Source organism: Sphingomonas sp. LY54, from assembly GCF_035594035.1.
Classification (GTDB): domain Bacteria; phylum Pseudomonadota; class Alphaproteobacteria; order Sphingomonadales; family Sphingomonadaceae; genus Allosphingosinicella.
The window spans coordinates 518,619-532,245 of record NZ_CP141588.1; the positions used below are offsets into that span (position 1 = coordinate 518,619).

Genomic DNA, 13,627 nt, shown 5'->3' on the forward strand with positions numbered 1-13,627 from the left:
AGACCGTAAACCATGATGTGGGCTCACGTGGACATTTTGCTCGCCTTGCTCGCCGTGGCCCTGGCCGCGGTGATCGTCGGCGACTGGCGCACGCGGACCATCCCCAACTGGCTGAACGGCGCGATCGCGCTGCTCGCCATTCCCTTCTGGTGGATCGCCGGGCTCCCGCTTTGGCCGGACGTTGTGGTCCAACTCGGCATGGCGCTGGTCCTGTTCCTGCTCTTCGCCCTCGCCTTCCGCTTCGGCGCGATGGGCGGCGGCGACGTCAAGCTGATCGCGGCGCTGGCTCTGTGGCTGGATCCGGTCGCGATGGTGAAACTGCTGGTGGTGATGTCACTCGCCGGCGGGCTGCTCACGATGGTCATGCTGATCCGGCACCGGCTCGCCAAGGCCGGGCACAAGCTCGAAATTCCCTACGGCATAGCAATCGCCTTCGGGGGATTCTGGGTGCTTGGCGAACGATATCTTAACCAATTTGGCTGATGAAAGTCGGGTTTGAATTGAGCCCGATTGGGAGGCGACTGGCGTCATGGATGTAAGAAAGCTCGTGCTGCTGATCGGTGCGCTTGCGGTAGCCGCAGTGACCGCTTTGATGGCCCGCAACATGTTTGCCGGAGCCTCGGCGCCGACCGCGCAGGCCGCCCCGGTGGTTCCCGCCGGGCCCGAAGTCCTGGTCGCGACCCGCGCCATGCCCGTCGGCACGATCATCGATGCGACGGCGCTCAAATTCCAGGTCTGGCCCGAAGGTTTGGTCCAGCCTGCTTATTTCATCAAGGGCGCCGAAGGCAGCGTCGATCCGGCGAGCCTGATCGGAACGGTCGTCCGCAACGAGGTCACCGCCGGCCAGCCGCTCACCCAGGGCACGCTGATCAAGCCCGGCGAGCGCGGCTTCCTCGCCGCGGCGCTCGGGCCCGGCATGCGCGCCGTCACGGTCTCGGTGTCCAACACCAGCGGCGTCGCCGGCTTCGTCTTTCCGGGCGACCGCGTCGACCTGATGCTGACCCAGGAAGTCACCGGCGGCGGCGACGGTGCTCCGCTCAGGGTCTCCGAAACCATCCTGCGCAACGTCCGGGTGCTCGCCACCGACCAGCGCATGAGCTCGCTGGGCGAAGACGGCAAGCCGGTTGTCCAGACCAGCTCGACCGTCACGCTCGAAACCACGCCGAAGATCGCCGAGAAGATCGCGGTCGCGCAGACGATCGGCCAATTATCGCTGTCGCTGCGCTCGATCGCCGACAATACGGCTGAGTTTGAGCAGGCGATCGCCTCGGGCGAGGTCAACCTGCCGGAAGGCGTCGACGCCAAGGCCGAAAAGCAGATTCTGCTCGCCGTGGCGTCCAAGCCCGCCGACGCCAATCCGACCTTCACCGTCGGCGCGGACGTCTCGCGCTACCAGCGCAGCAGCGTCCCGGCCAAGGCCGCGCCGGCACCCGGTACCGGCCAGCCCGGCGAAGCCGCTGCCCCGACCGGTCCGAGCGTCCGTGTCGCCCGCGGCAACAGTGTCACCGTCGTCCCGGTGGGAGCCAAGTAAATGATCGTCAGCAAGCCTTTCAAGCGCGCGACCCTGAACACCGCCTTCGCGGCGCTGTGTGTCGCCGGTCTCGGTGCCGCGGTCGCCGCTCCGGCGAGCGCCGCTCCCACGCCGATCAAGCCGTCGGGCGAAGTCCTGCTCTCCGCCGGCACCGGCCGGCTGGTCAACCTCAGCAGCCCGATCAGCGACGTGTTCGTGGCCAACGAAGCCATTGCCGACGTTCAGGTCCGCTCCTCCACGCAGATCTACGTGTTCGGCAAGGGCAATGGCGAGACTTCGGTCTTCGCCACCAACAAGGCCGGCAAGGTCGTTTATTCGACCAGCGTCCGCGTCGGCCAGAACTTGGCGTCGATCGACGACATGCTGCGCCTGGCCATGCCCGAGGCGCAGATCCAGGCGACGCCGATGAACGGCATGGTCCTGCTGACCGGCACGGTCGCGGCGCCGAGCGACGTCGAAGAAGCCGAGCGTCTGGTCCAGGCCTTCGTCGGCGACGAACCCAAGATCGTCAGCCGCCTCAAGACGGCCACGCCGCTCCAGGTCATGCTCAAGGTCACGATCGCCGAAGTCAGCCGCTCGCTGGTCAAGCAGATCGGCGTCAACCTTCAGGCGCTCGACACGACCGGCGGCTTCCAGTTTTTCGGCGCTAGGGGCCGGGACTTCATCGATGAAGCGAATAGCAAGCTCCTCATGCCTGACGGCGGAGGCACGCTCGGGGCGCTCGGCAACCTGTTCGGCCTCAACGTGGCCGGAGCCGTCGATCTCAACGAGAATAGCGGCCTGGTCACGATCCTGGCCGAGCCGACGCTGACGGCTTTGTCGGGTGAGACCGCGAGCTTCCTCGCGGGCGGCGAATTCCCGATCGCGACATCGAACGGCATTCAGGGCACCTCGATCGAGTTCAAGCAATATGGCGTCAGCCTCGCTTTCTCTCCCGTCGTGCTCGATGGCGGCCGGATCGCGATGCGGGTGAGGCCGGAAGTGTCCGAACTCTCTTCGGACGGTGCGATTACGCTCAACAATATCGAGATCCCCGCCCTCACGACCCGGCGCACCGAAACCACGGTCGAGCTGGGTTCGGGACAGAGCCTGATGCTCGCCGGCCTGCTCCGCAACAACGGCAACAACGCGGTCGAAAAGACGCCCTTGCTCGGCGACATTCCGATCCTTGGCAGCCTGTTCCGGTCGTCGAGCTTCCGCCGCAACGAGACCGAGCTGGTCATCGTCGTGACGCCCTATCTGGTGAAGCCGGTGCATGCATCGCAGATCGCGCTCCCGACCGATGGCTTCCGCCTGTCCAACGAACCGCGCCGCGTGTTCATCGATCAGCGCAATGCCGGCCGCAGCGGCGAAGAACGGCCCGTGGCTTCGGTCGCCGGTCCGCGGACGGTCTCCCCGGGCATCGCCTCGGCCGTGCCTTCTGCGCCGTCGCAGGTTCCCCAGGTTGCGCCGGCCCGCCAGGCCGACGGCCGTCCGGCTGCCGCCTCGGCGAAGCCCGGCTTCAGCTTCTGACCGTCGAGAGGATAGGATAATGGCATCCGTGAAATCATCCGCCGCCCTGCTCGTTCTCGGCATCTCCCTCGGCGCCTGCGTGCACGAGCCGGCCACGAACGGTCTCTCGGCGCATTATAATCCGAGCCTCTACTCGGTGAACCAGCCGGTCGTGCAGCGCACCGATTATGTGCTCGACCTCGGCGGCGGCGGGGGTGTGGGCCCGGCGGATCTGGATCGCCTCGGTGCCTGGTTCGAATCGCTCGGCCTCGGCTATGGCGATCGCGTCTCGATCGACAGTGGCGCCGGCTATATCGACCCTTCCAGCCGCGACGCGATCGCGCGCGTGGCTGCCTCCTATGGCCTGCTACTCAGCGATGGCGCCCCGGTCACGGCCGGGAGGCCGCAGTCCGGCGCCGTTCGGGTCGTCCTTAGCCGCATGACGGCGAGCGTCCCGGATTGCCCGCAGTGGAATTCGGAAGAAATCGGCGCCCGCGTCACGACCTCGCCCAATTTCGGCTGCGCCACGAACGGCAACCTCGCCGCGATGATCGCCGACCCGACCGATCTGGTCCGGGGCCAGACCTCCGTGGGCGGCACCGATGCGGCAACCTACTCGAAAACGGTCAAGGTCTTCCGCGACAGAAAGCCCAGCGGCACTGACGGTGCGATCAAAATCGAAAAGGTGGATGGCAACTGATGAACGCTCCTTTCCATGGCGCCCGCTCCGGCGGCCTGCGCGACCCGTTCACCGCCTTTGTCTGCGACGAGGCGACGGCGGAAATCCTGCGTCCGATCGCGGTCGAACATGGCTGGGCGCCTGAAAAGGTCAACAAGGGCGGCCTGCGCAACGCGGTCCAGTCGCTCTCGGTGTCGGCGAGCCCAAACATCCTGTTCGTCGATCTCTCCGAATCCGGCGATCCGCTCAACGACATCAACGCCCTTGCCGAGGTTTGCGAGCCGGGAACGGTCGTGATCGCCGCCGGCCAGGTCAACGATGTCCGCCTCTACCGCGACCTCGTCGCGAGCGGCATCCAGGATTACCTGCTGAAGCCTTTCACGCCTGATCAGGTGCGGGACGCCTTCGCCCATGCGCAGATGACCATTTCCGGCCCGCGCACCAACGAGCCCTCGATGGAGCGGCCCCACGTCGTGGCGGCCGTGATCGGCGCTCGCGGCGGCGTCGGCGCTTCCACCGTCGCTTCGTCGATGGCCTGGATGATGGGCGACAAGATCAACCGGTCGACCGCCTTGCTCGATCTCGACGTCCATTTCGGCACCGGGGCGCTCTCGCTCGATCTCGAGCCCGGCCGCGGCCTCACCGACGCGATCGAGAATCCGAGCCGCATCGACGGCCTCTTCATCGAGCGCGCTATGGTCCGCGCCAACGACCGCCTCAGCGTGCTTTCGGCCGAAGCGCCGATCAACCAGCCTTTGCTGACCGACGGATCGGCCTTCTTCCAATTGCTCGAGGAAATGCGGGCGGCGTTCGAGACCACGATCATCGATCTGCCGCGCTCGATGCTGGTCCAGCATCCCCATCTCCTCAACGACGCGCATGTCGCCGTGCTGGTGGTCGACCTGACGCTGGCGGCCACGCGCGACGCCATCCGCATCCTTTCGTGGCTGAAGGCCAATGCGCCCCAGGCCCGAGTCATCGTGGTCGCCAACAAGGTCGCGCCCGGAGGCGTCCAGGAGATTAACCGCAAGGATTTCGAGAAATCGATCGAACGCGCGGTCGATATCGTCATCCCGTTCGACATCAAGGCGGCGACCAACGCCGCCAAGCTCGGCCAGCCCCTCGTCAAGGGCGCCGGCGGGGCCAAGATTGCGCAGCCATTCGGAAAGCTGTGCAACATGACGGTGTCGGCGGTCGACGGCGACGAGGCAACCGCGGAGAGCAGCCCGTCGGGCGCTTCCCTCCTCGGCAAGCTCAATCTCAAGGGTTTTGTGACGAAGAAGCCGGCGAAAGCCACGGCTTGATCATTTCGCGAACGTGCGAAACGGGTGAAGGGCGGTAGATGATGGTGCCGATGATCGCGATGATGGCCGGGATGCTGGGCACGCTGGCGCTCGCCTATTTCGCATTCGCCGGCCCGTCGGTGGCGAAGGCGCAGAACCGCCGCCTCGACCAGTTGCGCGAGCGCCACAGCAGGTCCGCTGAAGTCACCCAGCAGGTCCAGCTCAAGAAGCTGATGGGCGGTTCGAACACGCGCATGGACGGCCTTGCCCAGCGCCTGGTCCCCAATCCCGCCCTGCTGCGCAAGCGCATCGAACAGACTGGACGTTCCTGGTCGGTCGGCCGCTACGCTTTGGTCTCGGCCGGCATCGCGGTCGTCGTCGGCACCCTGCTAGTCCTGCGCGGCGCCCCGCTCCTCCTCGGCCTGTTTGCCGGCCTGTTTGCCGGGATTGGCATCCCCCACTTCGTTATCGGCCGCATGATCCAGCGCCGTATCGCCAAGTTCACCGCGCGCTTTCCCGACGCGATCGAGCTGATGGTGCGCGGCCTCCGCTCAGGTCTGCCGATCTCGGAGACGATCGGGATCGTCGCCTCGGAAATTCCGGGCCCGGTTTCGGTCGAGTTCCAGTCGGTCTCGGACAAGATGCGGATCGGTCGCACGATGGAGGCCGCGCTCCAGGAAACCGCCGACCGCCTCGGCACGCCCGAATTCCAGTTCTTCGTCATCACGCTCGCCATCCAGCGCGAGACCGGCGGCAATCTCGCCGAGACGCTCGCCAACCTGGCCGACGTGCTGCGTAAGCGCGCGCAGATGAAGCTCAAGATCCGCGCCATGTCGTCCGAGTCCAAGGCCTCGGCCTATATCATCGGCTCCCTGCCCTTCATCGTCTTCGCGATGATCATGATGGTCAATCCAACCTATATGGGCCAGTTCTTCACGGACCAGCGGCTGATCGTCGCCGGGCTCGGCGGCATGGTGTGGATGAGCTTCGGCGCCATGATCATGGCCAAGATGATCAACTTCGAGATTTAGGGGCGCGCCGACATGACCTCTACCCCTCCCAGCGGCCCAACCCTGCTCGGCGTCGACGTGATGATGGTGGCGACCGCGCTCGCGGCCATCGCGACCTTCGCCGTGCTCGTCGCCATCTACACCGCCACCACGGTGCGCGATCCGATGGCGAAGCGGGTCAAGGCGCTGAACGAGCGCCGCGAGCAGTTGAAGGCAGGCATCGTCGCCTCGACGTCCAAGCGCCGCAAGAAGATCACCAACAAGAACGAGGCGGCCGACAAGGTCCGCAACATCCTCGGCTCGTTGAAGATGCTCCAGGACGAGCAGGTCGAAAAAGCCCAAACGCGCCTGATGCAGGCCGGCATCCGCTCCAAGGACCTCGCCTTCGTCGTCATCTTCGCACGTTTCGTGATGCCGCTCGTCCTCGGCACCGCGATGCTGATCCTCGTCTATGGCGTGGACTATTTCCCCGATTGGTCGGCGCTGAAGAAATACGGCCTGTGCGCCGGCACGCTCCTGCTGAGCTACAAGTCGCCCGACCTCTGGCTCAAGAACAAGATCGACAAGCGCACTGCGGCCATCCGCAAGGGCCTGCCCGACGCGCTCGACCTGCTCGTGATCTGCGCCGAGGCCGGCCTCACCGTCGACGCCGCCTTCAGCCGCGTCGCTCGCGAACTCGGCCGCGCCTATCCCGAGCTGGGCGACGAATTCGCTTTGACCTCGATCGAGCTGGGCTTCCTGACCGACCGCCGCTCGGCGTTCGAGAACCTTGCCCAGCGCATCGACCTCGAATCGGTGCGCGGCGTCGTCACGACGATGATCCAGACCGAGAAATACGGCACGCCGCTCGCCAGCGCGTTGCGCGTGCTCTCCGCCGAATTCCGCAACGAGCGCATGATGCGCGCCGAGGAAAAGGCCGCGCGTCTGCCGGCGATCATGACCGTGCCGCTGATCCTGTTCATTCTGCCGGTGCTGTTCATCGTCATCCTCGGCCCGGCGGCCTGCGCGATCTCCGATAACCTGATGAGTTGAGCCGGGGGCGGAACAACCGCCGTCCCCGCCGCATTCAAGCTATCTGGCGGTAAGGAGACTGCGATGTTTGCGTTGACCCCCGAACAGTGGCTGACGGTGCTTCTGTTCTTCGTTCTCGGCCTCGTGCTCGGCATGTACCTGTTCGCCGGTACGAAGTGGAAGCGCCGCTATCGCACCGAGTCCGCGCGCTGCGAAGCGCTCGAGGCGGAGAATGCCCGACTGCGGCGCGAGGCTTCCGAAATGGATTCGCTGCGCCACGCCGCCGCCCGCAACCCGGCGGTCGACCGAGACCGGGGTCCGCTCTGATCGCCCCTCAAGTCGTCATTGCGAGGCGCGAAGCGACGCGGCAATCCATCTCCGGGCCGGGACCGGACTGGATTGCTTCGCTGCGCTCGCAATGACGAGGTATCTAACAGCCCCTACAATCGCGGACATGACCACGCCCTCCCCCGTCATTGCGAGGAGCGCGAGCGACGCGGCAATCCAGTCCCGCGCCGAAGGCTGGATTGCTTCGCTGCGCTCGCAATGACGGCTCTTAATCAGCTCTTCTTCAGAGCCGCCTGCGCCGCCGCGAGGCGGGCGATCGGCACGCGATAGGGCGAGGCCGAGACGTAATCGAGGCCGATATCCTCGCAGAAGGCGATCGAGGTCGGATCGCCGCCATGCTCGCCGCAGATGCCGAGCTTGATGCCCGGCGCGGTCGCCCTACCCCGCTCCTTGGCCAAGGCGATCAGCTCGCCGACGCCCTCGACGTCGATGGTGACGAACGGGTCGCGGGCGAAGATGCCCTTCTCGACATAGGTGGTGAGGAAGCGGCCGGCATCGTCGCGGCTGACGCCCAGGGTCGTCTGCGTGAGATCGTTGGTGCCGAAGCTGAAGAATTGCGCTTCCTCGGCGATGCTGCCGGCCATCAACGCGGCGCGCGGCAGCTCGATCATCGTCCCGACCAGATAGTCGACGGACATTCCCTGCTCTTCGAACACGGCCTTGGCGGTGCGGTCGACCAGCTGACGGATGATGGCGAGCTCGGCCTTGGTCGCGACCAGCGGCACCATCACTTCGGGGATCGGAGCGTCGCCGCTCTCCTTCGCCACGGTCACCGCCGCCTCGAAAATGGCGCGGGCCTGCATCTCGTAGATTTCGGGATAGGTGATGCCGAGCCGGCAGCCGCGATGGCCGAGCATCGGATTGAATTCATGCAGCTCGGCCACGCGGCGCTTCAGCACGTCCACCGTCGTGTCGGCGGCGGCGGCGACGATCGCGAACTCCTCCTCGTCGTGCGGCAGGAATTCGTGGAGGGGCGGATCGAGCAGGCGGATGGTGACCGGCAGCCCGGCCATGATCCGGAAGATCTCCTCGAAATCGCTGCGCTGGGCCGGGAGCAATTTGGCGAGCGCGGCACGGCGGCCGGCCTCGGTCTCGGCCAGGATCATCTGGCGGACGTTGCTGATCCGCTCAGCGTCGAAGAACATATGCTCGGTACGGCAAAGACCGATGCCCTCGGCGCCGAATTCGCGCGCGGTGCGACAGTCGAGCGGCGTTTCGGCATTGGCGCGGACGCGCAGACGCCGCACTTTGTCGGCCCAGACCATGAGCGCCGCGAAATCCCCGGCCAGCTCGGGCTGCACGGTCGGCACGGCGCCGAGCATCACTTCGCCGGTGGAACCGTCGATCGTGATGACGTCGCCTTCTTTGATCTCGTGGCCGGCGGCGCGCATCACCTTGGCCTTGGCGTCGATGGCGATGCCGCCGGCGCCCGAGACGCAGGGACGGCCCATGCCGCGCGCGACCACCGCCGCATGGCTGGTCATGCCGCCGCGCGCCGTCAGGATGCCGCGGGCAGCGTGCATGCCGTGAATGTCCTCGGGGCTGGTTTCGACCCGGATCAGGATGACCGGCTCGTTCATGCCGGCATAGCGTTCGGCGGTGTCGGCATCGAATACGGCCTGGCCGCAGGCCGCGCCCGGCGAGGCCGGCAGGCCGCGGGCGATGACGTTGCGCTCGGCGCTCGGATCGAGCGTCGGGTGGAGCAGCTGGTCGAGCGCCTGCGCGTCGACGCGGAGCACCGCTTCCTCCTCGGAAATCAGGCCCTCGCGCGCCATGTCGACGGCGATCTTGAGCGCCGCCTTGGCGGTGCGCTTGCCGCTCCGCGTCTGGAGCATCCATAAAGTGCCGCGCTCCACCGTGAATTCGATGTCCTGCATGTCGCGATAATGGTTCTCGAGCAGGTCGAACACGCGCGCGAGCTGGCCGTAGACTTCGGGCAGCGTCTCTTCCATCGAGGGCTGCTTCGCCCCGGCCTTCTCGCGGGCGGCGAGCGTCAGATATTGCGGCGTGCGGATGCCGGCGACGACGTCCTCGCCCTGCGCGTTGATCAGATATTCGCCATAATAGGCCCGCTCGCCGGTCGAAGGATCGCGGGTGAAGGCGACGCCGGTGGCCGAGGTCTCGCCCATATTGCCGAACACCATCGCCTGGACGTTGACCGCCGTGCCCCAGTCGTGCGGGATGTGGTTCAACCGGCGATAGACCTTGGCGCGCTCGGACTGCCACGAGCCGAACACCGCGCCGACCGCACCCCAGAGCTGCTCGTGCACGTCCTGCGGGAACGGCCGCTCCCACAATTCCTCGACCAGTTCCTTGTAGCGCCGGACCAAAGCCTCCCAGTCGGCCGCCTCGAGGTCGGTGTCGAGATGGACGCCCTTATCCTCCTTGGCGATCTCGAGCGCTTCCTCGAACGCGCCATGATCGAGCCCGAGCACGACGTCCGAATACATCTGGATGAAGCGGCGATAGCTGTCCCAGGCGAAGCGCGCATCGCCCGAGGCTGCGACGAGGCCGGCCACGGTCCCGTCGTTGAGGCCGAGATTGAGGACCGTGTCCATCATGCCCGGCATCGATACGCGGGCGCCCGAGCGGACCGAGACCAGCAAAGGATCGGCGGGATCGCCGAAGCTTTTGCCGGTGATCGCCTCGATATGGGCGATGCCCTCGGCGACTTCGGCGCGCAGGCTATCCGGAAAGGCCTCGCCTTCCTCGTAATAGCGCGCGCACATCGCGGTCGAGATGGTGAAGCCCGGAGGAACCGGCAGGCCGATCGAGGCCATTTCGGCAAGGTTGGCGCCCTTGCCGCCGAGCAATTCCTTGTCGCCCTTGCCGCCGTCCGAAACGCCGCCGCCGAAGCGGTACACATATTGGCTCATCATACGCCCCCAGAAGCGCGAAGGTTGGAAAAGGTGAGACCGATCCGGCCGATTCTGTTCGGACCGGCCATGGCTTAGCCCTCGATACGCGAGAAGTCCGCCACCGCATGGACCGCGTCGCGCATCCGGGCGAGCAAAGCGAGCCGCGCCGCGCGCTTGGCGGGATCCTCGTCATTGACGGTGACCTTGTCGAAGAAGGCGTCGACCGGGCCGCGCAGGGTCGCGAGAGCCCCCATCGCCGCCTCGAAATCCTCCGCCTCGACCGACGCGCGGGCGCGCGGCTCGGCCGAGTCGAGCGCCTCGACCAGCTCGGCCTCCTCGATCTCTTGGGCATACGACGCCTTGTGGTTGCGGGCCTCGCCGCCCTCCCACTTCTCGCGCTTCAAGATATTGGCGGCGCGCTTGTAGCCGGCGAGCAGGTCGGCGCCCTCGGACGTCTCGACGAATGCCTGAAGCGCCTTCACGCGGGCGAGCAGGCGGACAAGATCGTCTTCGCCGCCCAGCGCGAACACCGCGTCGATCAAATCGTGGCGGACGCCCGCTTCGCGCTGCTGCACCTTGAGGCGATCGGCAAAGAAATCGAGCACGGCTTCCTCGACCTCGGTCACTTCCTCGATGATCTTGGCGCGCTCCATCTTCGGCGTCAGCGACGCATCCCAGCGCACGACGACCCGGTCGCCGTGGCGGTAGGTGAACGAGCCGACCTCTGCGGTGATCTCGTGGTCGTCGTCGTCCTCGTCGAGCAGGTTCGGGAACGAGACCGACGACAGGGCGCCCATGCGCGAGACGATGTTGAGCACGGCCGCCTGGACCAGCACGTCGGACAGCGGAATGCGGAGGCCCGTCCGGGTCAGGATCTGAAGGAAGCCGAGCGCGGCACGGCGCAAGGCGAACGGATCGCGCGATCCGGTCGGCTTCTCGCCGATCGCGAAGAAGGCGACCAGCGTGTCGAGCCGGTCGGCGATGTTGACCGCAGCGGTGACCTTGTCGGTGGGGACGTCGTCCCCCTGGCCGGCCGGCTTGTAGTGGTCGCGGACCGCGTTCACCACCGCCTCGGGCTTGCCCTGCGCCCGCGCCAGGTACGAGCCGAGCGTGCCCTGCAATTCGGGAAATTCGCCGACGCTCTGGCTGACGAGGTCGGCCTTGGCGAGCTTCGCCGCCGTCTCGACCTCGGCCTTGTCGGCGCCCTTGATCAGCCGTTCCTGGACCAGCCACTGGGCGAGCTTCGCCACCCGCTCCACCTTGTCGGCGACCGTGCCGAGCTTCTCGTGGAAGACGATCTCGCCGAGCTTCTTCGCCTGATCCTCGAGGGGCACGTTGAGGTCGTGCTCCCAGAAGAATTTGGCGTCGCTGAGGCGCGCGGCCAGTACCTTCTCGTTGCCGGCAGTGATCGCCTTGCCGCCGTCCACCGCCTCGATATTCGCCGTGCAGACGAAGTTCGGGGCGAGCGAACCGTCCGGCCGCGTGCAGGCGAAATATTTCTGGTTGGTGCGCATGGTGAGCTGGATCACCTCGCGCGGCACCTGGAGAAAGGCGGGATCGAAGCCGCCGAGCAGAGGCACCGGCCATTCGGTGAGGCCGGCATTCTCGGCGACCAGGCCCTCGTCCTCGACCAGCGCAAGCCCGGCCGCCGCTGCGGCGGCACGCGCGCCCTCGGAGATGATGCGGCCGCGCTCGGCCGGATCGAGGATCACGTGGCAGGCGCGCAATTTCTCGGCATAGTCGTTGGCCGAGCCGATCGTGATGATGCCGGGATGGTGGAAGCGGTGGCCGATCGTGGCCGCGCCCGACCGGATGCCGGCAATCTCGAATTCGACGATCTCCTCGCCGAGCAGGGCCACGATGCCCTGCAGCGGACGGACCCAGCGCAAGGCTTCGGTCGAGGCCGAAGCCGCGCCCCAGCGCATCGACTTGGGCCAGGGAAAATTCCGGATGATCGCCGGAACGGCGTCGGCGATCACCGAGGCGGTGCTGCGGCCGGGCTTGTCGAGCGTCGCGAACCACACGCCGTCGCGCTCAGTGAGCTGGTCCTGCGAAAGGCCGGTCTTGCGCAAAAAGCCTTCGAGCGCCTGCGGCGGCGCGCTGGTGCGCGGACCTTTCAGTTCCTCGCTGACCGCTGCAGTCTCGGTCGGCAGCGCGCGCGCGATCAGCGCCAGCCGGCGCGGCGTCGCATAGGTCTCGATCCCGGCCACGGCGAGGCCGGCGGCGGCAAGCTGCTCGGCGAACAGGCGCGCAAGATCGGCCTGCGCCTTGGCCTGCATGCGGGCCGGGATTTCCTCGGAAAGAAGCTCGAGCAGGAAATCAGCCATCTCAGATCCTCCCCTGCACGGGGAGGGGGACCAGCCGCAGGCTGGTGGAGGGGCTGCGCAGGACGAGCGGCGTCGCGCCAACCCCTCCGCCGTTCTTCGAACGGTCCCCCTCCCCGCTCCGGGGAGGATTTCCACACAGCATCACGCGTCCCATCCGTTCTTTTCCATCCAGGCCGCGGCGACCGCCTTGGTGAGGTCGCGGACGCGGCCGATATAGGCCTGGCGCTCGGCGACCGAGATCACGCCGCGCGCCTGCAGGGTGTTGAAGATGTGGCTTGCCTTGATCGCCTGGTCGTAGGCCGGCAGCGGCAGCTGGCGGTCGACGCAGGCGCGGCACTCGTCGGCGGCCTCGCGGAACCAGCGGAACAATGTCTCGGTGTTCGCCACTTCGAAATTGTAGGCGCTGAACTCGCGCTCGTTCTCCTGGAAGACGTCGCCATAGGTGACGGCCTGCTCGCCCTCTTTGGCATCGTTGAACTTCAAATCGAACACGCTGTCGACGCCCTGGATGTACATGGCCAGCCGCTCGAGCCCGTAGGTGAGTTCGCCCGCGACCGGCTTGCAGTCGAAGCCGCCGACCTGCTGGAAATAGGTGAATTGCGTCACCTCCATGCCGTCGCACCAGACTTCCCAGCCGAGGCCCCACGCGCCGAGCGTCGGGCTCTCCCAATCGTCCTCGACGAAGCGGATGTCGTGCTTGGTGAAATCGATGCCGATCGCGGCGAGGCTGCCGAGATAGAGCTGCTGCAGATCGGGCGGGCTCGGCTTCAGGATCACCTGATATTGGTAATACGCCCCCAGCCGGTTCGGATTCTCGCCGTAGCGGCCGTCGGTCGGGCGGCGGCTCGGCTGGACATAGGCCGCCTTCCATGGATTGGGCCCGAGCGACCGCAAGGTCGTGGCGGGGTGGAAGGTTCCGGCCCCCATCTCCATGTCATAGGGCTGGAGGATGACGCAGCCCTGGCTGCTCCAATAATCGTGGAGGGTCAGGATCAGCTTCTGGAAACTGAGCGGTTGGGAGCCCAAGAGGATACCTTCGCAACGGCTGGATGAGGTGGCGTCGCTTTGGCGCATGGGTGAAAGACGGTC

General features: G+C 66.5%; 11 protein-coding genes. 8 read left to right on the plus strand and 3 right to left on the minus strand.

Translation table 11 applies throughout. The features are described 5' to 3' along the window. The first annotated feature begins 12 nt into the window (after window positions 1–12). The 8 genes from SH591_RS02615 (at window position 13) to SH591_RS02650 (ending at window position 7,332) form a co-directional block, all read left to right on the plus strand. Window positions 13–483 carry an A24 family peptidase gene (locus SH591_RS02615; protein WP_324750396.1) on the plus strand — a complete coding sequence of 157 codons (471 nt, stop codon included), beginning with the start codon at window positions 13–15 and terminating at the stop codon, window positions 481–483. Window positions 484–529: 46 nt separating this feature from the next. Further along, a complete protein-coding gene (gene cpaB / locus SH591_RS02620) occupies window positions 530–1,531 on the plus strand; it encodes a Flp pilus assembly protein CpaB (protein WP_324750397.1) in 1,002 nt (333 codons plus the stop codon). Then, window positions 1,532–3,043: a type II and III secretion system protein family protein gene (locus tag SH591_RS02625; protein ID WP_324750398.1), complete on the plus strand. Its 1,512-nt coding sequence runs from the start codon at window positions 1,532–1,534 to the stop codon at window positions 3,041–3,043. Between the two features lie 19 nt (window positions 3,044–3,062). Further along, entirely contained in the window at window positions 3,063–3,722 is a 660-nt protein-coding gene (locus tag SH591_RS02630) for a CpaD family pilus assembly protein (protein WP_324750399.1), read from the plus strand. Then, window positions 3,722–5,005, plus strand: a complete 1,284-nt coding sequence (locus tag SH591_RS02635; protein WP_324750400.1) for a pilus assembly protein CpaE — start codon at window positions 3,722–3,724, stop codon at window positions 5,003–5,005. Before SH591_RS02630 ends, SH591_RS02635 begins: the two co-directional genes overlap by 1 nt. Window positions 5,006–5,046: 41 nt before the next feature. Then, window positions 5,047–6,015 (plus strand): type II secretion system F family protein, encoded by a 969-nt coding sequence (locus SH591_RS02640; protein WP_416385223.1) that lies wholly within the window; start codon window positions 5,047–5,049, stop codon window positions 6,013–6,015. Between the two features lie 12 nt (window positions 6,016–6,027). Continuing rightward, window positions 6,028–7,026 carry a type II secretion system F family protein gene (locus SH591_RS02645; protein ID WP_324750402.1) on the plus strand — a complete coding sequence of 333 codons (999 nt, stop codon included), beginning with the start codon at window positions 6,028–6,030 and terminating at the stop codon, window positions 7,024–7,026. Between the two features lie 63 nt (window positions 7,027–7,089). Next, complete coding sequence (locus SH591_RS02650; RefSeq protein WP_324750403.1) at window positions 7,090–7,332, plus strand: hypothetical protein; 243 nt, start codon at window positions 7,090–7,092, stop codon at window positions 7,330–7,332. Between the two features lie 233 nt (window positions 7,333–7,565). On the opposite strand, the gene ppdK is transcribed toward SH591_RS02650, so the two are convergent. From ppdK to SH591_RS02665, 3 genes are all read right to left on the minus strand, one after another. Next, on the minus strand, window positions 7,566–10,229 hold the full coding sequence (ppdK, locus tag SH591_RS02655) for a pyruvate, phosphate dikinase (RefSeq protein WP_324751317.1): 2,664 nt from the start codon (window positions 10,227–10,229) through the stop codon (window positions 7,566–7,568). A 74-nt stretch (window positions 10,230–10,303) separates the two neighbouring features. Further along, window positions 10,304–12,538 carry a glycine--tRNA ligase subunit beta gene (glyS, locus tag SH591_RS02660; protein ID WP_324750404.1) on the minus strand — a complete coding sequence of 745 codons (2,235 nt, stop codon included), beginning with the start codon at window positions 12,536–12,538 and terminating at the stop codon, window positions 10,304–10,306. A gap of 141 nt (window positions 12,539–12,679) precedes the next feature. Next, a complete protein-coding gene (locus tag SH591_RS02665) occupies window positions 12,680–13,564 on the minus strand; it encodes a glycine--tRNA ligase subunit alpha (RefSeq protein ID WP_322830679.1) in 885 nt (294 codons plus the stop codon). Window positions 13,565–13,627 lie beyond the last annotated feature (63 nt).